Origin of the sequence: Corynebacterium sp. HMSC06C06, from assembly GCF_001807295.1 — a bacterium.
GTDB classification, from domain to species: Bacteria; Actinomycetota; Actinomycetes; order Mycobacteriales; family Mycobacteriaceae; genus Corynebacterium; species Corynebacterium striatum.
The window spans coordinates 1-19438 of sequence record NZ_KV788490.1 but is presented as its reverse complement, the minus strand read 5'-3'; the positions used below and the strand labels follow the sequence as shown (position 1 = coordinate 19438).

Sequence of the window (19438 nt, the reverse complement as noted above, 5' to 3'; positions counted from 1 at the left end):
CAAAATCAATGCACTCTAAAACCGGAAGAGCCCCTTTATCCTTATGTGTTCTGAGGTCTAATCATGCGTTGCTATGTTTCCTTGCTCTGTGTTGCTGCCCTAGCGCTTTCTGGCTGCAGTAGTTCCGGAAAAGATGACTCCGCTAAAGAAACAGAGAAGATGTTCAATACGATGGTGCCGCAAAGTTCAGCAGAGGCGGATTCCCAAGAATTCACGGCGTCAGAAGAATCGAAGAAACCAGCGGTGGTCGTTGAAGACGGCATCTTGAAGATGACGGGCAAGGTTGTAGAGAAGAAAGGTCATGAGACCCTAGGCTCGCATCCCGAATCCGGAATCCCTGAAAGCGAGCTCAACGGCGACTATTGGATCCTCGAATTTGACGCTCCGGGGGAGATCACCGGGAACAAGGCAGGTCACAAGGAAACCCGTGTGGTCGATAGTGGCTTCCTTGCATCGCACTACGACGCGGACGAGGAAAGACGCGAAAAGGCAGAGCCGTGGGTGGGCAAGCATGTGACGGTGTCGATCCCTGCTGACAAAGTTAGTTGGGCAAGTGATCCCTCTTTGCCGATCGGCCCGCCTCGTGTGGGCGCCGGCTTTGAAATCGTAGCTGCTGAATAACAAGAACTCCTTGTGGCTGCGCAGATCAACTACAAGGAGTTCTTGATGTCTTTCGGGAGCCAAAGGCAGTTTCGCCGATTAGTGCTTGACCGGAGTAACGCGGCCAGCCCGCCAATCCATGAAGGCCATGGCGGCGCAGAAGATGTTGAGCACGGCGCTAGTGCCCAGGGCGAAGGTGCCTACCTTGTACATGGTGGTACCGGCGGCGTCGAAGTTGTTGAAGATAAAAAGCCAGCAGATCCAGCCGATGAGCGCGGTCAACGCAGCGAGGGCGGATAGTCCGCGTAGGCCACGTGCGGGGCGTTCAGATGGAGCGAAGGCTTTGTGCCCGGCGTCGACAAGTATGGCGAGCGCAACGAGGATACTCACGATGCCGGATAGCCACGTGGGCAGCAGGGCAGAAGTGCCCAGCACTACCGGGAAGATGAAAGATAACGCCACCAAGACGAATGCCACGGCATGTAAAACGGTGCTACGGCCCTGGTATGAAGCAAACATTTAGGCCTCCTTCTTCTGAGCATCTGATTGCATGGCAAGCACTTCTGCGCGGTGTGGCGGCTGTGCGCCCTTGCGGGAGACAGTAATCGCAGCGGCTGCCGCAGCGAATTCCAAAATCTCTTTCCAGTCGTATTCGCTCAAGTGAGTGAGCGCTTCCGCCGTGAGGTTGCGGCGGGCTATCTCTGTGAGCAGCGCGCCCATGATGGTATCACCCGCGCCGATGGTGTCGGCGACGTCGACCTTGACAGAAGGCACTTCGAGCCGGGTCGTGCCAGCACGCAGCGCGAGGCCCTCGCCGCCGCGGGTAACCACCACGACGGGAACCTGCTTGAGCGCCTGCTTGCCCAGGAATTCCACTTCTTCCTCAGAAAGCTTCAGCACGGTGACGTGGGCAAGTAGCTCGTTGAGGAAGGCCTTGTGCTCATCGTTGGCATAGAACGGGCGGATATTCGGATCGAGCGCCACGATGCTGCCCTTAGCTGCGAATCGCTTGAGCAGTTCGCCATAGCGCGAAGCGCCGGGCTCCAACGCGAGGGAAACGGTGCCGAAGCAGGCAATCTCGGCGTCGGAAAGCGTGGGCTCAACCAACCTATCTGCCGTGCCCTCCTTGTAGAAGGTATAGGACGCCGAACCATCATCACCGATGCTGGTCACGGCCAAAGTGGTGGGCTCTGGACCGCGCTGGACCATAGACGTGTCCACGCCTTCCTGCTCCAGCCTTTCCACCAACGCGTTACCGAAACCGTCGGTGGAAAGGCGCGACTGGAAGCTGACCTCGCCGCCCAGACGTGCTGCCGCGATGGCCACATTGAAAGGCCCGCCGCCCAGGGCTGGCGTGAGGTCTTGCAAGCTACCTGGGGCGACGGGGACGAGGTCGACGAGTCCTTCGCCACACACATGGATCTTCATGAATTCCATAGTATCGGTGATATGAACTACCGTCCGAACTTTCACATCGCACCACCCCTCGGCCGCCTCAATGATCCCAACGGCGTGTTCCTCGACGGCGATACACTCCACGTGTATTACCAGCATGACCCTTGTTTTCCGCATGCCAGCAAGCGCACGGGTTGGGGGCATGCTTCCGCGCTGTTGAGCGCCCCTGGGCCCTGGCAGCATCACCCGGATGTACTGTATCCGGACATGCCTTATGACATGCATGGTTGCTACTCCGGTGGGGCCGTGGTCGACGGCACTGACGTGTGGCTTTACTACACGGGCAACCTCAAACGCGATGGGCGGCGCATTCCCTCGCAGAACAGGGTGCGCGTGCTTGACCCATCAGGACCCGAGGGTGGCATCTACCAGCGCGATGCCGGAAATCCGCTCATCCCTGACGCGGAGGAGGGCTTTACCGGGCACTTCCGCGATCCGCAGATTTCGCGCGACGAACATGGCTGGCGCATGGTCATCGGTGCGCAGCGCACGGACGAGACGGGCACGGTGGTGCTCTATCGCTCCACGGACCTGGAGGTCTGGGAGTTTCAGGGGGAGCTCAATTTTGCGCTTTCCGACGCCCTCCCAGGGCTTAGCCCCGACATCCTCCCGGGCGGGTACATGTGGGAGTGCCCCAACTTGGTGACCTTGACGGATAAGGCAACCGGCAAGGACAAGGACGTTTTGGTTTTTTGTCCGCAGGGCCTGGAACCCGTGAGCGTGGACGGGCAGACTCACTACGCTTCCTCCGATCAGTGCGGTTACGTTGTTGGTCGCCTGGAAGGAACCACTTTTCAAGTTGAACGCGGCTTCAGCGAGTTGGATTATGGTCATGAGTTCTATGCGCCGCAGCTCGTCGGCACCGGTGACGGCGAGGCTGTGATGCTGGGCTGGATCGGCCTGCCTTCCCAGGACGATAAGCCGACGGTCGACGAGGGCTGGGTGCATACGCTTTCCTTGCCGCGCCGAGTGTGGCTGGAGGATGGCTGGCTGCACCAACTCCCGGTATGGAAGTCCATTCCGGAGGCGAGTGGCCGCGAGGGCTTTGGCACGACCACGAGCGTGGTGGCCTCGCGTGGTGGGCAGTACAGCTTGGTTGACGCGGCGGGGACCGAGCGTCTGCAATTTAGTGCGGGCGAGGGGCTGCTGCGTGTGAAAGTCGGCGAAGATGAACGCGTTATCGCTTGCCCGGAGGGGGAACTCGTGGCCATCGCCGATGGCTGCGCGGTGGAGATTTTTGCCGGCGGTGGGCACGTCGCCGCGGCTGCTAGCGTGTTTGGTGAAAACGATGCTCGCTGGAGTGGATGGCGCGAGATATAGAGAGGGAGGCTGAGGGGGGGGAAGCGGATTTGGTGACCGATTGGAACCCAAGAAAAGGTGAATTTTCCCTCATTTATGCCCGAACGCTTGGTTTTATTTCCGGGTGATGTATCTAATAGGGGTGAAGGATATTTAGCCCCTATCACTAGGAAAGGGATCCGCCTATGGATCACAAAGAAGTCGCCGCGCGGACGCTCAAAGCATTGGGTGGCGAAGACAATATCGTTGGACTTGCGCACTGTGCCACCCGCCTGCGCATGGTTCTCAAAGACACCAAAGAAGTAGACACCAAAGCACTCGAGAGTGACCCTGACCTCAAAGGCATCTTTGAGGCAGGCGGCATGTTCCAGGTGATTGTTGGTCCGGGCGACGTTAACGTCGTCTACAAAGAAATGACCGGCATGATCCGCAAGAACGTCGCCGTTTCCACTGATGAGCTCAAGGACATTGCCGCAAACTCTGGCAACTGGTTCTCACGGGCCATCAAGGTTCTTGCAGACATATTCGTTCCACTGATTCCGATTCTGGTCGGTGGTGGTCTGCTGATGGCCCTGAATAACGTTCTTTCTGCCGAGGGGCTTTTCGGCGACCAATCTGTTATTCAGATGGTCCCAGCGTTAGAGGACGTTGCCGGTCTTATTAATCTGCTGGCCTCTGCGCCGTTTGCCTTCTTGCCGATTTTGGTCGGCTTTACAGCCACAAAGCGTTTCGGCGGCAATGAGTTCCTCGGTGCCGGCATGGCGATGGCCATGGTCATGCCGGACTTGGTTAACGGCTACAGTGTGGCCGAGACTATCAACTCTGGCGAGATGACCTACTGGAACATTTTCGGCCTCGACGTCGCCCAAGCGGGCTACCAAGGCTCCATCCTGCCGATCCTGGTCATCGCCTGGATCTTGGCAACCATTGAGAAGTTCCTGCACCGTCACCTCAAGGGCACGGTGGACTTCATGCTCACGCCACTTATCACCCTACTGCTGACAGGATTTATTACCTTCGTTGCCATTGGTCCGTTCCTGCGCACCGCGGGTGAGTGGCTGGGTGTTGGCCTTGCCAACCTCTACGACTTCGCCGGTCCGGTGGGTGGCTTCCTCTTCGGTCTGGTGTACTCGCCGATCGTTATCACTGGTCTCCACCAGTCCTTCCCGCCGATCGAGTACATGCTGTGGGATCAGGGCGGATCCTTCATCTTCGCGACGGCCTCCATGGCCAACATCGCACAAGGTGGCGCAGCCCTCGCTGTCTACTTCCTTGCACGCGGTGAGAAGCTCAAGGGCTTGGCCGGTGCTTCCGGTATGTCCGCTTTGTTCGGCATCACCGAGCCTGCCATTTTCGGTGTTAACCTGCGACTGCGTTGGCCGTTCTACATCGGTATGGGTGCCTCGGCAATTGCCTCGACGCTCAACGCACTCTTCGATGTCAAGGCAACCGCGCTGGGCGCTGCCGGACTCATCGGCTTCGTGTCTATGCGCCCGAATGACATCATGCAGTTCTTCATCTGTGCGATTGTCTCCCTCATCTTGGCCTTCGGCGTGGCCTTTGCCTATGGTCGCTACCTCATTTCTAAGAATGGCTCCATCGACCCGGATGAGACTGGTGCCGTCACAGCGACGTGTAGCGATGTGCCGTCCGCTACTGCAGACCCCAACGCCTACCGTGTGGCTTCGCCGCTGACCGGCAGCGCTGTGGCCCTCTCTGCGGTCTCCGACCCGATGTTTGCTGCGGGCAAGCTGGGCGCTGGCGCTGCCATCGAGCCCACCGAAGGCCGCCTCGTTTCCCCGATTGACGGCAAAGTTACAGTGACTTTCCCTTCGAAGCACGCGTACGCCGTGCGTGGTAAGGATGCTGAGGGCAACAACGTTGATATCCTCATGCACATCGGCTTTGACACCGTGAACCTTAAAGGCGAGCACTTCACCTCCCACGTTTCCAAGGGCGATGAAGTCAAGACAGGCGACCTCCTCTGCGAGTTCGATATTGAGGCCATCAAGGCCGCTGGCTACCCGGTGACAACCCCGGTCGTGGTGTCCAACTCCAAGCAGACGGGCCCAGTCCTGCCGGCCTATCACCCGGGTGAGGACATCGCTTTCGGTGACGCGCTGCTCACCGTTGACCCCAAGGTCACGAAAGAAGCGGCCGCGTCCCCAACCGCTAGCTAGATAAACGCTAACGCCGCATCCCCGCTACTGAACCTAGGGTTCGGAGCGGGGATGAGGCGTATAAGCGGTTGCAGACCATGGGGCAGGAATACCTTGGTGAAGCAGACAGGGTATGTCTTCTGGCTTAGTGAGTATGCCGTTGTAATGACTGGAAAACGATAGCTGCGCCGGCCGGGCACAAGCCCAACCGGCGCAGCCAGTCTCTCTTTAGGTTCCTACGGGGTAGGAAGGTCCTCGCTTAGGCGAAGAACTTGCGGCGTGCGGCGAAGGCGCCGGCGGCAACCATTGCAGCTACGGCCAGAGCAGCCAGAGCCCGTGCAACGGAGTTGGAGCCGGTCTCAGCCGACATACCACGTGCGGCTGCCGGGGCAGCGCCCTCAGCGAGCTTACCGCCCTGGGCGATAACTTCATTCTTGTTAGCGTTCAGCATCTGCTCGGAAGCAGCCTTCTCCTCAGCGGTCGGCTGCTGGTTCTTGCGTGCCTCGTCCTTGACGTAGGTCTTGCCGTCCTGGGACAGGTACCAGGTGATGCCACCGATGATCAGTGCGGCGGGCAGCGCCAACCATGCGAGCTTCTTCGCGTCGAAGCCTGGCTTCTGAGGATCGGACGGGGTCTCAGACGGGAATGCCTTTGCGTAAGCGTCACGCATCTCGGGGGTAACTTCCACGTTGACCAAGGCTGGATCGTTGACGTAAACCGACGGATCCTTCATGCTCTGGTACCAAGTGTTGCCCTCAGCGTCCATCTTGGTGGCAGGAGCAGGAATTGCGGAGGTGTCCTGCTGCTCCTTCACGAACTTTTCTGCCTGCTCAGGGGTCAAGCGAACAGGATCGCCTGCGACCGGCTTGGACAGCCAAGAACCGTCTTCCTGCTTGAAGTACTCGACACCATCGACGGTAATCGGATCGGCAGCAACATCATGGCGTACGATTTCGCCGGTGACTTCTTCAGCTGGGGTGGTTGCGGTGGTGTTCTCTTCAGTTTGGGCCTGAGCAACAGCTGCGCCACCAAAGGCGAGTGCGCCGGTCAGGACAGCAGCGGTCAGGGTCTGTGGCAAACGCTTCATGTGTTTCTCCTTCGGAAATATGGGAAAGCGCAAAAGTGTCTTTCGCGACGCAAATAACAGTAGTCACAGAATTCTCAGTTGTCACACGGAAATCAAAAATTAACTGTATTTTTCATGCGTTATAGCTGTGAAAAATTAGCCCATTAGAATAGTTGTGCGACTGGATTTGCGCTGAGGGGAGTTAAAGTGAGGTTTATATGTGCAGAGTGTGCCGATAATTTTGGAGACCGCGTGTGTGTCGGTGTATTCGAAAAATGGAGCCACGGGGGTAAGCGGGTGTACTGGCGAAAATAAATGTGAAGGTAGGGGGCCTCGACAAGCGTCGAGCAGCGTTTTGGTAAGGGCGCTGGCGTGTGGTTGAATGTATAGGTTGCAAAAGCTGGTCGGCCCGTAGCGGTGCGTTTCCGAACCGCCGGACCGAGACCCTTCGGCATAGTCCGTTGCCAAGGCTTGAGCATCGCAAGTTTGTAGACCGCGTGCGGCAAGGACGGAAATCTTACCGCACATCAATCCAGGTCAGGAGACCCATAGTGATTCAGCAAGAATCGCGTCTGCGTGTCGCCGACAACTCTGGTGCACGTGAAATTCTGTGCATCCGCGTTCTCGGCGGCTCCGTTCGACGTTTCGCTGGCATCGGTGACGTCATCGTCGCCACTGTCAAGGACGCCGTCCCAGGCGGCAACGTAAAGGAAGGCGAGATCGTTAAGGCTGTCGTCGTCCGTGCAAAGAAGGAGACCCGTCGTCCGGACGGTTCTTACATCGCTTTTGATGAGAACGCAGCTGTCATTCTGAAGGGTGACAACGAGCCACGCGGTACCCGTATCTTCGGCCCGGTTGCTCGCGAGCTTCGTGACAAGAAGTTCATGAAGATCGTTTCTCTCGCACCGGAGGTGATCTAGTCTTATGAAGATTCATAAGGGCGATATGGTGATTGTTATTTCGGGTCCTGACAAGGGCGCGAAGGGCAAGGTCATCGAAGCATACCCGAAGCGCGACAAGGTCCTCGTCGAGGGCGTTAACCGCGTGAAGAAGCACGTTGCTAACTCCGCTACTGAGCGTGGCGCCGAGTCCGGCGGAATCGTTACCCAGGAAGCACCGATCCACGTGTCTAACGTTGCAATCGTTGACTCCGAGGGCAACCCGACCCGCGTGGGCTACCGTTTCGATGAAAACGGCAAGAAGGTCCGCATCGCACGTAGCAACGGGAAGGACATCTAATCATGAGCGAGAACTACACTCCGCGTCTGAAGACCCGCTACCGCGAGGAAATCAAGAAGACCCTGAATGACGAGTTCAACTACGACAACGTCATGCAGATCCCAGGTGTCACCAAGGTTGTTGTCAACATGGGTGTTGGCGACGCTGCGCGTGACTCCAAGCTGATCAACGGCGCTCTCGAGGACCTCACCGCGATCACCGGCCAGAAGCCGCAGCTGCGTCGCGCAAAGAAGTCCATCGCAAACTTCAAGCTGCGTGAGGGCATGCCAATCGGCGCCCGCGTCACCCTGCGTGGCGACCGCATGTGGGAGTTCCTGGACCGCCTGCTGACCATCGCGCTGCCGCGTATTCGCGACTTCCGCGGTCTGTCTGACCAGCAGTTCGACGGCCACGGCAACTACACCTTCGGCCTCACCGAGCAGACCATGTTCTACGAGATCGACATCGACAAGGTTGACCGCCCACGTGGTATGGACATCACCGTCGTTACCACCGCTACCAACGACGAAGAAGGCCGCCGCCTCCTCAAGGAGCTCGGCTTCCCGTTCAAGTAAAGCGGCTTAAGCTTTTCGCCCTCACCTTTTGGTGGGGGCGTTTCGCTTTATTTAGGACTTATTTCATCGCCCGCGAATCCGGCATTAAAGATCGCCAAGCGCAATACCTCAAGAAGATTGACCGTTGGAGACATCTAACGGTGCTTCTACCCCGGTAGCGTCTGCAGCAGTTATACCTTCAAATTGCCAGCCCACCACTGCATTACGCACGGAGGCTTCAAGGAGGTTGGGTGGCTGAATGCAGCTGATGGTGAGAAGGCGGCCTGGCATGGGGCCTTCGCCCCAGATTGCAGGGTCTTCGGCGAGGCCTTCTTTTACTGGGTCGTGCATGTCGGTGGCGCTATAGACCAGCCAGTTGTCGCCGGAGTTTGCAGTGCGCAGGTAAAGCTTGTCGCCGAGGGCGACCTTGTGCTTGTTTGCGCCGCCGTCGTAGAGGTTGTTGAAGACAGCGGGAACGCCGGCGCCGGTGTGTCCGGCGATGACGGTGATGTCTGGTGCATTAGTGCCGGGCAGCGAATATGGACGGTCCGCAGCGGTATAAGTGCAGGCCTTGGTCATCGTATCCGGATTAATCGCGCCGTCTTTGACGCGGCAGGAGCCATCTTCGAATTCGGCATGGACCTCGATTGCAGGGATGAACATCTCAACAGCGGCGGAGGTCTCAATGACTGGAGCAGCTGCTACAGGGACTTGGTTGCTCTCTAGTCCTTCAGGAGGATCGACCACGCGATGCATCGTGGCGGCAAGAGCCCCACTTGCAATCGCCGCACTCGCAAGAACACCAACCGCAATCCGGAACTTTCCCGAGCTGGACCACAAGTTCAGCGCGCGAGTATGGGGCGCCGGCGTGTTCGTTTTTTGTGCGCGGTGGCGGCCACCCTTGCTTCGCGGCTTTGGTCGGGGGTTGTGCTTTTGGCGGTTGGGTAGTGGCTTCGGCGCTGTTGATGTTGATGTCTTCGGCGTCTTTGGGGGAGTGCGCCGCACGTAGGTGGGCTCGCCGTCGGGGTTGCCGTTGCCAGCGCGGCGGGTATCGATGGGTCTGTTATTGATGGGGCGGCGCTGTGTGCTGGCTCTGGTACTGCTGCTGGCACTGTCTGCCCGGGGGCGCGTGTGATCTGCGCTGTGAACTGGCAGATCGTGAGGATTACGCGGGGGCATAGGCGGCGGCTCCAGGGGGGGAGGGAGGTGGGTTCTAAAAGTAAGTAAATATTCTAACCAACTCTAATCCTTGGCAGGCGTTGAGCAGTAATAACCGCAGAATATATCCAGGTGTGGTGGCTGCAAAGTTGTTGGCGCGGATGCGCTGTTCGCTGTAGTGTTATCGCCGTTATATCTCTAGGTAAAGGAAGCTTCGTGTCTCTCAACGAATCTGCTGCAGCAGCAATCAAGAAAAAAGTGACTCTCCTCGACGAGTCATTTGGCCGCTTCGCCGTCCGCGCAATTCTCGCCGGCGTCTACCTCGCAATCGGTACTGCTTTCGCTGCGGTTCTGGGACAGGCCGTGGAAAAGCATGCAGAGGGCCTCGGAGCTCCTGTCTTCGCTCTGTTCTTCGGCCTTGGCCTTTTTGCCATCGTTATCCTGGGCGCCGAACTGGCCACCGGCAGCATGATGTACGTGGTCTACGGTGCTATCAACAAGCAGGTTGGTTGGGGCAAGGGCCTGTGGTTGCTCATCGTGACCACGTTCTTCAACCTCGTCGGTGCGGCTCTCTTCGCAGCGGCAATGGGCATGTCTGCGAAGCTGGGCCATATAGACCCGACCCACCTCATTTCCACCTTGACCATGGGCAAGCTGGAGAAGGACCCTGCAGGCCTGTTGGTTGAGGGTATGCTCGCCAACTTCGTGGTCAACATGGCCATTGTTGGTGCCGTCTTTGCCAAGGACATCGTGTCCAAGTTCTTCGTCATCGTTCCGATCATCGCGTGCTTCGTGGGCCTGAGCCTTGAGCACGTTATCGCAAACTTCTGCCTGATGATGCTGACTTTCTTCTGCTCCACCCCACTGCCTGACGGCTTCACCTTGGGTGCTGTTCTCACCAACTGGTCCCTGGTGTGGATCGGCAACGTCATCGGCGGCGGCTTCCTCATCGGTGGCGTTTACGCCTGGCTCAACAAGGGCCCTGAGGCTTACCGCGACTAATCATCATCTTCTGCGCGCAGGATGCGCATGGCAACGACGAGTTCCGAGGAATACTCCCGGAGCTCGTCAATTAGGTTTTCACCCACAACGCGCAGCTCGACGTCGTCGACAGGCTCCAGTGCATCGAGGATGAACAGCGCCGCGGTGGTGTCGTCGTGCATCGCCGTGCGGGTGCACTGGCGCCAATTCCAACGGCGGCAGGTGACGCCGTTCGCATCGAGCCAGACCACCTCGCCCGGCTCGGGATGCTCGGTTACAGGCTCGCCTTTGTCCATAGTGGCGAAGTTCTCAGCACCGGTAGCTCGCACCAGCTGTGGAGCTGATACATAGGCGTTCAGGTCTTCGCCGCCGAAGGGGATCTCATAAGTCACGGACAGCGAGTTATAGATGTCCGTGAGGCGGTTGATGCGAGGCAGCCCCTCTTCCGCGCGGCGCATGAGCGCCTCCGCGCTGTTGCGGGTGCGCGATGGCTTCGCGCCGAATCCTTGATAAGCCTCGCGCCATGCGGCGATGTGCGGGAAATCCGTGACGGCGCACTTGCCCAAGCGTGTGCGGGCGACCTCCTCGGCGTTGCGCAAGAGCTGCTCCGAGTGGGCGTCGGAAGGCGCAGGCGTGATGCCATCGACAGCGATGAGCAGCGCGCGGTAGTCGGGGCGTAAGGCCGCGACCTCGGGGCTGATGCTGGCGTCAGCAAGGAACTCGATGAGTTCCCCAGTACTGCGGATCTTGTTGGAAGTGTTGTTGCTCATCGCTTGAGTTCTCCTGACTTGAGTTCACCTGCGTAGATGTTGAAACGATCGCCGCGGGCAAACCCCACCAAAGCCATGCCGGTCTCCCGGGCAGTCTCCACGGCGAGGGAGGATGCCGCGCTAACAGCAACGAGCATTCCGAACCCGGCCATTGCTGCTTTTTGTACAAGCTCGAAGCTGGCGCGGGAGCTCATAACCAAAATAAGGTCGTCTGCGGGCAGGCGATCTTCAAGGAGCAGGTGCCCAATGACCTTGTCTGCGGCGTTGTGCCTGCCGACGTCCTCCCGCACAACGATGGGCTTGCCGTCTAAGGTGAATGCGCCGGCGGCGTGGATGCCACCGGTCTTGCGGAAGAGCTTTTGCTCGGCGCGCAGCTTCTCGGGCAGCTGCGCAACGACGGCCGGGTCAATCGGGATGGTGGGGAGCGCGTAGCGCGATTTCTTGTCTAAATCCTCGATGGAGCTAGTGCCGCATACGCCGCACGCGGAGTTGCTAAGTGTCAGACGCAGGTCGGACAAGCTAATGACGTTGTCGTTCGCAAGGTCCACGTCGAGCAGGTTGTAGGTGTTCATCCCGTCAATGGTGGAGCCGGCGCAGTAGCGGGCTTCGGCGACGTCGGAAAGCGCCGTGATGTGCCCCTCCGAATGAAGGAAGCCGTGCGCGAGCTCGATGTCGTGGCCCGGCGTGCGCATGGTGGTGGTTAGCGTCTGCCTGCCGACGCGGATCTCTAACGGTTCCTCTCCAGCCACGGTGTCAGCGCGGGTGTCGACCTGCGTGACCTCGATGCCGCTCTCGCCGCCGAGACGCACCTTGGTTACCGCAAAGTTGGATGTGACGCGACTTGCCATTACTGGATTGCCGCCTTGAGCTTGGCGATGTTGGCGCGAGCCTCCTCCGTGTCCTGGGAGGCCAAACCCACCAAGTATGCGGTCAGAGGTGCTGCCGGACGGGCGCGATTGTGAGCAACATCCTTAGTGAGATCGAGGAGCTCACGGACAAGGGCAGTGGCATCGTGCTTGTCGACGCCGAGAAGCTCCGCGGCCTCTTCCAGCCACTGGTGGGCGGATTGGATTGGGTCTTTTTCTTCGGTCATGACGGCAACTGTAGTCTGCCCGCTGTACACGCAACATGGCGGAGGCAACAAGTGGACGCTTTCGGGAAGAAAGCCATGGAACTTGCGCCGGGAGAGAGATTTGGAAAAGGGCAGGTAAGCGAGTAAAGTTGCAGGTCGGACTTGCGCCGAGGTGGCAGTGCGCCAAAATCTTCTTGGGATTTAGGCCCTGTGAGCTGCAGAAAGCGTCAAGCCGAACAAGAATTTAACAACATCAACTTTGTTGTAGGCCCCCCGCCGTTCATGGCGGCCCGTTGTATGTATCAAAGGGTGGCGAGCGCCTTACGGTATTGACCGTGGGGAGCGTGAGTAGCCCGAAATCACACGGAAAACGCTTAGGTGGGCGTGAGCTTAAAGCTCGCGCGTTTCGGAAGAAATGTAGTGGGAACCGCAACGAGAAAGGTACCGGTCACTCACATGACCATGACTGATCCTATCGCCGACATGCTGTCGCGCGTGCGCAACGCAAGCCATGCGCACCACGACACCGTGTCGATGCCGACCTCCAAGATCAAGGCAAGCATCGCCGACATCTTGAAGCAGGAAGGCTACATCGCTGACTACACCGTTGAGGACCGTGAGCTCAAGCTCACCCTCAAGTACAACAACCGTGAGCGCTCCATCGCTGGTCTGCGTCGCGTGTCTAAGCCGGGTCTGCGTGTGTACGCAAAGTCCACCAATCTGCCGAAGGTCCTTGGCGGCCTGGGCGTGGCTATCATCTCCACGTCTCAGGGTCTGCTGACCGACCGTCAGGCTCAGGAGAAGGGCGTAGGCGGAGAAGTTCTCGCCTACGTCTGGTAAGGGAGGATTGACACATGTCTCGTATCGGTCTAGCACCAATCGCCGTACCATCCGGCGTTGAAATCAAGGTAAACGGCCAGGAGGTCGAGGTTAAGGGTTCCAAGGGCACCCAGACCGTCGTTCTGCCAGAGCCAATCACCATCGCAGTCGAGGATTCCGTAATCACGGTTTCCCGTCCAGATGATGACCGCAAGCACCGCGCTCTGCACGGCCTGTCCCGCTCCCTCGTCAACAACGCTGTTGTTGGCGTGACCGAGGGCTACACCATCAAGATGGAAATCTTCGGTGTCGGTTACCGTGTCCAGCAGAAGGGCAAGGACCTCGAGTTCGCTCTGGGTTACTCCCACCCGATCCTCATCGAGGCTCCGGAGGGCATCACCTTCGCTGTGGATGGCGCAACCAAGCTCTCCGTATCTGGTATTGACAAGCAAAAGGTCGGACAGGTCGCCGCTAACATTCGCCGCCTGCGTAAGGACGATCCTTACAAGGGCAAGGGCATTCGTTACGAAGGCGAGCAGGTCCGCCGCAAGGTCGGAAAGACGGGTAAGTAAGCAATGGCTAACACTGAAAACGCAAAGCGCACCCCAATCGGCAAGGACATCTCCTCCCGCCGTCGCGAAGCACGCGCACGCCGTCACTTCCGCATCCGTAAGACCCTGCGCGGCACCCCTGAGGCACCGCGTCTGGTCGTTCACCGCTCCTCCCGCCACATGCACGTCCAGGTCATCGACGACCTGGCTGGCCACACCCTGGTCGCAGCTTCCTCCATGGAAGCTGACGTTCGTGCACTCGAGGGCGACAAGAAGGCAAAGGCCGCCAAGGTTGGCGCCCTGGTCGCTGAGCGCGCCAAGGCTGCTGGCATCGAGACAGTTGTCTTCGACCGTGCTGGCTACAAGTACCACGGTCGCGTTGCCGCTCTCGCAGAGGCAGCTCGTGAAGGTGGTCTGAAGTTCTAATGATCATGGCAAACGGAAACATCAACGGAAGGAACGCCTAATGTCGGACCGTGAAAAGCGTGACGGCGGACGCTCCGCCGAGAACGGTCGTAACAACGACCGCAACAATGGCGGTCGTCGCAACGATCGTCGTAATCAGCAGGACAACGAGCGCGATAAGTACATCGAGCGCGTAGTCACCATCAACCGCGTCTCCAAGACCGTTAAGGGTGGCCGCAACATGTCCTTCACCGCTCTCGTCGTCGTTGGCGATGGCCAGGGCATGGTTGGCGTTGGCTACGGCAAGGCTAAGGAAGTCCCTGCCGCAATTCAGAAGGGTGCAGAAGAGGCTCGCAAGAACTTCTTCCGCGTCCCGATGATCGCCGGCACCATCACCCACCCGGTCGAGGGTCGCGACGCAGCTGGCATCGTCATGATGAAGCCTGCCGCACCTGGTACCGGTGTTATTGCCGGTGGTGCTGCACGTCCGGTGCTCGAGTGCGCTGGTGTGCAGGACATCCTGTCGAAGTCCCTCGGCTCCGACAACGCCCTCAACGTCGTCCGCGCTACCGTGGACGGCCTAAAGCAGCTGGTTCGCCCTGAAGAGGTTGCCGCACGTCGTGGCAAGTCCCTCGAAGAGGTTGCTCCGGCCCAGATGCTGCGTAAGCGCGCAGGTCAGGAGGCATAAGCAATGGCTCTGAAGATTACTCAGGTAAAGGGCCTGGTGGGTACCAAGCCGAATCATCGCAAGAACATTGAGGCTCTCGGCCTCAAGAAGATCGGCCAGTCTGTTGTAAAGCAGGACACCCCGATCATCCGCGGCATGGTTCATAAAGTACGCCACCTGGTCACCGTCGAAGAAGTGGCAGGGGAGTAAACCATGGCTGATATCATCAAGCTGCACGACCTGCGCCCATCCGCAGGAGCAAACAAGCCTAAGACCCGCGTCGGCCGCGGTGAGGCATCCAAGGGTAAGACCGCTGGTCGCGGTACCAAGGGCACCAAGGCTCGTAAGCAGGTTTCCGCTGCTTTCGAGGGTGGCCAGATGCCGATCCACATGCGTCTGCCGAAGCTGAAGGGCTTCAAGAACCCGAACCACGTTGAGTACCAAGTAGTCAACGTTGCAGACCTCGCAGAGGCATTCGCAAACGGTGGCGACGTCACCGTTGCAGATCTCGTCTCCGCAGGCCTGGTTCGCAAGAACCAGCCGGTCAAGGTTCTGGGCAACGGCGACATCAACGTCAAGCTGAATGTCACCGCTGACAAGTTCTCCAAGTCCGCTGTTGAGAAGATCGAGGCTGCTGGTGGCTCCGCCACCGCTACCAAGTAATCAACGCGATTCTTGACTAGATAGGTGCCCGTTTCTCCAAGGGGAGACGGGCACCTTTATAGTTTTATTACTCAATTCCTACCTGCATTGTGGCTAAGTTAGGTCAGGCTGGTAGGCTTGCAGGGTCATAAGTGTTCAACCGTCCTTTAGGGCTTCCCATAGCTCGCAGTGTTTAGCGTGCCAGGGTGGTCTGAACAGGACAGATGAGTTCCACCTCCACGCTGCCACCTATTGCCTTAGGCGTTGGCTGCGTAGGAAGGCCAGGAGGATTTTGTAGTGTCCGCCATTTTGCAGGCTTTTAAGGACGCCGACCTGCGTAAGAAGATCATCTTCACCATCGTGATGATCATTGCTTACCGCATCGGTGCCCAGATTCCATCCCCAGGTGTTGATTACGCGTCCATCGCTGGCCGCCTGCGCACCCTGACTGAGGAGTCCGGCAACCTGTACTCCGTCATCAACCTGTTCTCAGGTGGTGCGCTGTTGCAGCTTTCCATCTTCGCCATCGGCATCATGCCGTACATTACGGCGTCGATCATCGTCCAGCTGCTCACCGTAGTCATTCCACACTTCGAGCAGCTAAAGAAGGAAGGTCAGTCTGGTCAAGCCAAGATGACGCAGTACACGCGTTACCTGACCCTCGCACTGGCGCTGCTGCAGTCCTCCGGCATCGTGGCCCTCGCAGACCGTGAGCAGCTGCTTGGCCAAGGCGTCCCTGTGCTTGCTGAAGACCGTAACTTCTTCACCTTGATTGTCCTGGTTATCACGATGACCGCAGGTGCAATCCTCGTTATGTGGATGGGCGAGCTCATCACTGAGAAGGGCATCGGTAACGGTATGTCCCTGATGATCTTCGCGGGTATTGCAACTCGCCTGCCAACCGATGGCGTCAGCATCATGAAGAACAACGGCGGACTCGTCTTCGCCATGGTTGTCGCTGGCCTGATCGTCCTTGTCGTTGGCATCACCTTCATCGAGCAGGGCCAGCGCCGCATTCCAGTCCAGTACGCAAAGCGCATGGTTGGCCGCCGCCAGTACGGTGGCTCTTCCACCTACCTGCCGCTGAAGGTTAACCAGGCCGGCGTTATCCCGGTCATCTTTGCGTCCTCGCTTATTTACATGCCGGTTCTCATCACGCAGATCGTTAACTCTGGCTCTGCAGTAGTCCCGGATAACTGGTGGCAGCGCAACGTGATTGCGCATCTGCAATCTCCAAGCTCGTGGCAGTACATCGTTCTTTACTTCGTACTGACCATCTTCTTCTCCTACTTCTACGTATCGGTTCAGTACGACCCTGCTGAGCAGGCTGACAACATGAAGAAGTATGGTGGATTTATCCCGGGTATCCGCCCGGGCCGTCCCACCGCGCAGTACCTCGGTTTCGTCATGAACCGTCTGCTGTTCGTTGGCTCCCTATACCTTGCATTGATCGCTATCCTGCCGAATATCCTTCTGGACCTCGGAGTTGGCCACTCCACTGCGAATGGCACCTCCGCATTCGGTGGTACCGCGATCTTGATTATGGTCTCTGTCGCCTTGACCACGGTCAAGCAGATTGAGTCCCAGCTCCTGCAATCCAACTACGAAGGACTTCTCAAGTAATGCGTTACGTACTCCTCGGCCCTCCCGGTGCTGGCAAAGGCACCCAAGCAGCTATCCTGAGCGAAAAGCTCGGCGTCCCGCACATCTCTACCGGCGACCTGTTCCGCGCCAACATCGGCCAGGGCACTCCGCTTGGTGTTGAAGCAAAGTCCTACATCGATGCCGGCAAGCTGGTGCCAACTGACGTCACCGCACGCATGGTTGAGGATCGTCTGAACCAGGACGACGCTGCCAATGGCTTCCTCTTGGATGGCTTCCCACGCACCGTGGAGCAGGCTGATATCTTGGCTGATCTGCTGGAGAAGAAGGGGCAGAAGCTCGACGGCGTTATCAACTTCGAGGTGTCTGAGGACGTCGTCGTTGAGCGCATGCTTGCTCGCGGACGTGCTGATGACAACGAGGAGACCATCCGTACCCGCCTCGGTGTCTACCGTGACGAGACCTTCCCGCTCATCCAGCACTACGGCGATGACATCATCAACGTTAAGGCTGAGGGCACCGTTGAGGAGATCAACGAGCGCACTCTGAAGGCTATGGGTAAGTAAGACTCATGGGTTTTAGACGCCGCAGCAAAGCAATTCCCGCCCGTACCCCGGGCGAACTCGACGCAATGCAGGCCGCCGGTGAAATCGTCGGCAAAGCATTGCAGGCAGTACGCGATGCTGCGGCGTCTGGCGTATCTACCCTCGAACTTGATGAGGTGGCCGAGCAGACCATTCGCGATGCGGGCGCAACTCCTACGTTCAAAGGGTACGAGGGTTTTCCTGGTTCGATTTGTGCGTCTGTCAACGACGTCATTGTTCACGGGATCCCCGGCAAGGACATCGTTCTTGCTGAAGGTGACTTGGTCTCCATCGACTGTGGTGCAACGCTCGACGGTTGGGTAGGGGACAGCGCTTGGACTTTTGGTGTCGGCAAGCTTTCTCCAGAAGCAGTTGCGCTTAACGACGCCACCGAATGGGTCCTAATGGAAGGACTCAAGGCTATGCTCCCCGGGAATCGTCTAACTGATGTCTCGCACGCCTTGGAGCAAGCCACCTACCGCGCCGAGGATAAGTTCGGTGTGGATCTGTTCATCGTAGATGGATATGGCGGCCACGGTATTGGTCGCACCATGCACGAAGAGCCCTACCTCGCCAACGAAGGCAAGGCCGGTCGTGGGCCTTTGATTCAGGAAGGTTCGGTACTTGCGATTGAACCAATGCTCACCCTGGGTACGGAGGATAACGCCGTGCTTGACGACGATTGGACTGTGGTCACCCTTGACGGCAGTCTCGCCGCTCACTGGGAACACACCGTCGCCGCGACCGCCGACGGCCCACGAATCCTTACTCCTCGCTATTAGCCTTAATCCTTCCTATTAACCGGTTCCGCTGCGAGAGTCCACAGCTGGTAGGTGGAAATTGCTGGGGGAGGACAGTGGCCGCGTCGAGTATGCGGATTCCACTTCAGGGTTTATACTCGTTGCCATGTCTAAACTTCGCCTCCGCAACGTGTCTGCTAAGGCACGTCGTGCGCTAATTGCCCCTATGACCGCCGGCGTCATGACTGTCTCCGTTCTTGCAGGCGCCCCTGCAGCTTCCGCTCAGACCGTTCCTTCCATTGAGTCCATGAGCTCCGATGTGCAGGCACAGATCGATAACTTCGTCGGTCAGTCCCGCGAGCAGGCTTGGAACACCCGTAACCAGATTCTGGATCAGGTCAAGGTCTTAAACCCTGCTGCGGCAGACGCTATTCAGCCGGCTGTTGATGCAGCTTTGAACGCAATCTTCCCTGGACTCATTGACCAGAAGAACGCAGAAGCTCGCGCTGCTCGCGAGGCTCAGGAGCGTGCCCACGCTGAGCAGGTTGCTCGCGAGCATGCTGCGGCTCAGGCTGCTGCCCGTGAGGCCGAGGCACAGCGCCAGCGCAACGCTTTTGACCGCGGTCCGTGCCCGGCTGATGCACGTGTTTGCGTTGACCTCAAAGGCAAGCGTTCCTGGCTGCAGGATAACGGCAACGTCACCTACGTGGCATCTGCCATCTCTTCCGGCATGGCTGGTGAAGAGACCCCACGCGGCACCTTCTACATCAACCGCAAGGTAAAGGATGAGATCTCCCGCGAGTTTGGCAACGCGCCGATGCCTTACTCCATGTACTTCACCAACAATGGCCACGCTTTCCACGAGGGTTCCCCGGCATACGAGTCCAACGGTTGCATCCACCTGCCGCACCAGGACGCAGTCCGCTTCTGGAACGACGTTCCAGTTGGTTCCAAGGTTTTCATCTACTAAGCCCGAGCAACTAAAGCTTTAAGGCATTTCCTCATTCCCTTCGCGGCAAGAGCCGATGGAAGGAATGGGGATTTTTCATGTTTTGGTGTGTCGGCGGATTCTAGGCGTCGTTGCACCATTGGTTTT

24 protein-coding genes are annotated in these 19438 nt (G+C 58.4%); 17 read left to right on the top strand and 7 right to left on the bottom strand.

Going from position 1 to position 19438, the window contains the following annotated elements:
* The first annotated feature begins 159 nt into the window (after positions 1-159).
* Entirely contained in the window at positions 160-621 is a 462-nt protein-coding gene (locus tag HMPREF3153_RS06040; protein WP_070420327.1) for a hypothetical protein, read from the top strand.
* Positions 622-699: 78 nt separating this feature from the next.
* Here the strand turns inward: HMPREF3153_RS06040 and HMPREF3153_RS06035 are convergent, their stop codons facing one another.
* Positions 700-1119 carry a multidrug transporter gene (locus tag HMPREF3153_RS06035; protein WP_070420326.1) on the bottom strand — a complete coding sequence of 140 codons (420 nt, stop codon included), beginning with the start codon at positions 1117-1119 and terminating at the stop codon, positions 700-702.
* Positions 1120-2028, bottom strand: a complete 909-nt coding sequence (locus tag HMPREF3153_RS06030) for a carbohydrate kinase family protein (protein WP_070420325.1) — start codon at positions 2026-2028, stop codon at positions 1120-1122. It abuts the gene before it with no gap.
* Positions 2029-2049: 21 nt separating this feature from the next.
* On the opposite strand from HMPREF3153_RS06030, the gene HMPREF3153_RS06025 reads away from it, so the two are divergent.
* Complete coding sequence (locus HMPREF3153_RS06025; protein WP_070420324.1) at positions 2050-3375, top strand: glycoside hydrolase family 32 protein; 1326 nt, start codon at positions 2050-2052, stop codon at positions 3373-3375.
* 164 nt (positions 3376-3539) lie between these two features.
* Positions 3540-5534 carry a sucrose-specific PTS transporter subunit IIBC gene (locus tag HMPREF3153_RS06020; protein ID WP_070420323.1) on the top strand — a complete coding sequence of 665 codons (1995 nt, stop codon included), beginning with the start codon at positions 3540-3542 and terminating at the stop codon, positions 5532-5534.
* A 238-nt stretch (positions 5535-5772) separates the two neighbouring features.
* On the opposite strand, the gene HMPREF3153_RS06015 is transcribed toward HMPREF3153_RS06020, so the two are convergent.
* Positions 5773-6600, bottom strand: a complete 828-nt coding sequence (locus HMPREF3153_RS06015; protein ID WP_070420322.1) for a hypothetical protein — start codon at positions 6598-6600, stop codon at positions 5773-5775.
* A gap of 530 nt (positions 6601-7130) precedes the next feature.
* Between HMPREF3153_RS06015 and rplN the strand changes: the two genes are divergently transcribed.
* From rplN to rplE, 3 genes are read left to right on the top strand one after another with little or no spacing between them, the layout of a single operon-like run.
* Entirely contained in the window at positions 7131-7499 is a 369-nt protein-coding gene (gene rplN / locus HMPREF3153_RS06010; RefSeq protein WP_070420321.1) for a 50S ribosomal protein L14, read from the top strand.
* A 4-nt stretch (positions 7500-7503) separates the two neighbouring features.
* Positions 7504-7818, top strand: a complete 315-nt coding sequence (gene rplX, locus HMPREF3153_RS06005) for a 50S ribosomal protein L24 (RefSeq protein WP_005527724.1) — start codon at positions 7504-7506, stop codon at positions 7816-7818.
* 2 nt (positions 7819-7820) lie between these two features.
* On the top strand, positions 7821-8372 hold the full coding sequence (gene rplE / locus HMPREF3153_RS06000) for a 50S ribosomal protein L5 (RefSeq protein ID WP_046646792.1): 552 nt from the start codon (positions 7821-7823) through the stop codon (positions 8370-8372).
* Positions 8373-8480: 108 nt separating this feature from the next.
* Here the strand turns inward: rplE and HMPREF3153_RS05995 are convergent, their stop codons facing one another.
* Positions 8481-9107: a sortase family protein gene (locus HMPREF3153_RS05995; RefSeq protein ID WP_070420320.1), complete on the bottom strand. Its 627-nt coding sequence runs from the start codon at positions 9105-9107 to the stop codon at positions 8481-8483.
* A 618-nt stretch (positions 9108-9725) separates the two neighbouring features.
* On the opposite strand from HMPREF3153_RS05995, the gene HMPREF3153_RS05990 reads away from it, so the two are divergent.
* On the top strand, positions 9726-10511 hold the full coding sequence (locus tag HMPREF3153_RS05990) for a formate/nitrite transporter family protein (protein ID WP_049146958.1): 786 nt from the start codon (positions 9726-9728) through the stop codon (positions 10509-10511).
* On the opposite strand, the gene HMPREF3153_RS05985 is transcribed toward HMPREF3153_RS05990, so the two are convergent.
* The 3 genes from HMPREF3153_RS05985 to HMPREF3153_RS05975 are packed head-to-tail and all read right to left on the bottom strand — an operon-like array spanning position 10508 to position 12353.
* Positions 10508-11260 (bottom strand): B3/B4 domain-containing protein, encoded by a 753-nt coding sequence (locus HMPREF3153_RS05985; RefSeq protein ID WP_070420319.1) that lies wholly within the window; start codon positions 11258-11260, stop codon positions 10508-10510. The two genes, HMPREF3153_RS05990 and HMPREF3153_RS05985, sit on opposite strands and share 4 nt — an antisense overlap.
* Positions 11257-12108, bottom strand: coding sequence for a formate dehydrogenase accessory sulfurtransferase FdhD (gene fdhD / locus HMPREF3153_RS05980; RefSeq protein WP_070420318.1), 852 nt, complete (start codon positions 12106-12108; stop codon positions 11257-11259). The genes HMPREF3153_RS05985 and fdhD overlap by 4 nt, the downstream gene beginning before the upstream one ends.
* Entirely contained in the window at positions 12108-12353 is a 246-nt protein-coding gene (locus HMPREF3153_RS05975) for a DUF6457 domain-containing protein (protein WP_005527780.1), read from the bottom strand. Before HMPREF3153_RS05975 ends, fdhD begins: the two co-directional genes overlap by 1 nt.
* A gap of 435 nt (positions 12354-12788) precedes the next feature.
* On the opposite strand from HMPREF3153_RS05975, the gene rpsH reads away from it, so the two are divergent.
* From rpsH to HMPREF3153_RS05925, 10 genes are all read left to right on the top strand, one after another.
* Complete coding sequence (rpsH, locus tag HMPREF3153_RS05970) at positions 12789-13172, top strand: 30S ribosomal protein S8 (protein ID WP_005527782.1); 384 nt, start codon at positions 12789-12791, stop codon at positions 13170-13172.
* 14 nt (positions 13173-13186) lie between these two features.
* A complete protein-coding gene (gene rplF / locus HMPREF3153_RS05965; RefSeq protein ID WP_005527784.1) occupies positions 13187-13723 on the top strand; it encodes a 50S ribosomal protein L6 in 537 nt (178 codons plus the stop codon).
* 3 nt (positions 13724-13726) lie between these two features.
* Positions 13727-14128, top strand: coding sequence for a 50S ribosomal protein L18 (gene rplR, locus HMPREF3153_RS05960; protein WP_005527786.1), 402 nt, complete (start codon positions 13727-13729; stop codon positions 14126-14128).
* Positions 14129-14168: 40 nt separating this feature from the next.
* Positions 14169-14795, top strand: a complete 627-nt coding sequence (gene rpsE, locus HMPREF3153_RS05955) for a 30S ribosomal protein S5 (RefSeq protein WP_005527787.1) — start codon at positions 14169-14171, stop codon at positions 14793-14795.
* A 3-nt stretch (positions 14796-14798) separates the two neighbouring features.
* Positions 14799-14984: a 50S ribosomal protein L30 gene (rpmD, locus tag HMPREF3153_RS05950; protein ID WP_005527789.1), complete on the top strand. Its 186-nt coding sequence runs from the start codon at positions 14799-14801 to the stop codon at positions 14982-14984.
* A gap of 3 nt (positions 14985-14987) precedes the next feature.
* On the top strand, positions 14988-15437 hold the full coding sequence (gene rplO, locus HMPREF3153_RS05945; protein WP_005527791.1) for a 50S ribosomal protein L15: 450 nt from the start codon (positions 14988-14990) through the stop codon (positions 15435-15437).
* A 276-nt stretch (positions 15438-15713) separates the two neighbouring features.
* Positions 15714-17039, top strand: coding sequence for a preprotein translocase subunit SecY (secY, locus tag HMPREF3153_RS05940; RefSeq protein WP_046646785.1), 1326 nt, complete (start codon positions 15714-15716; stop codon positions 17037-17039).
* Positions 17039-17584, top strand: coding sequence for an adenylate kinase (locus tag HMPREF3153_RS05935; protein WP_005527795.1), 546 nt, complete (start codon positions 17039-17041; stop codon positions 17582-17584). The genes secY and HMPREF3153_RS05935 overlap by 1 nt, the downstream gene beginning before the upstream one ends.
* Before the next feature lie 5 nt (positions 17585-17589).
* The gene (gene map / locus HMPREF3153_RS05930) at positions 17590-18384 is read left to right on the top strand and encodes a type I methionyl aminopeptidase (protein ID WP_034656515.1); all 795 of its coding nucleotides are present in this window, start codon (positions 17590-17592) and stop codon (positions 18382-18384) included.
* A gap of 124 nt (positions 18385-18508) precedes the next feature.
* Entirely contained in the window at positions 18509-19312 is an 804-nt protein-coding gene (locus tag HMPREF3153_RS05925; RefSeq protein WP_070420317.1) for a L,D-transpeptidase, read from the top strand.
* Positions 19313-19438: the final 126 nt, after the last annotated feature.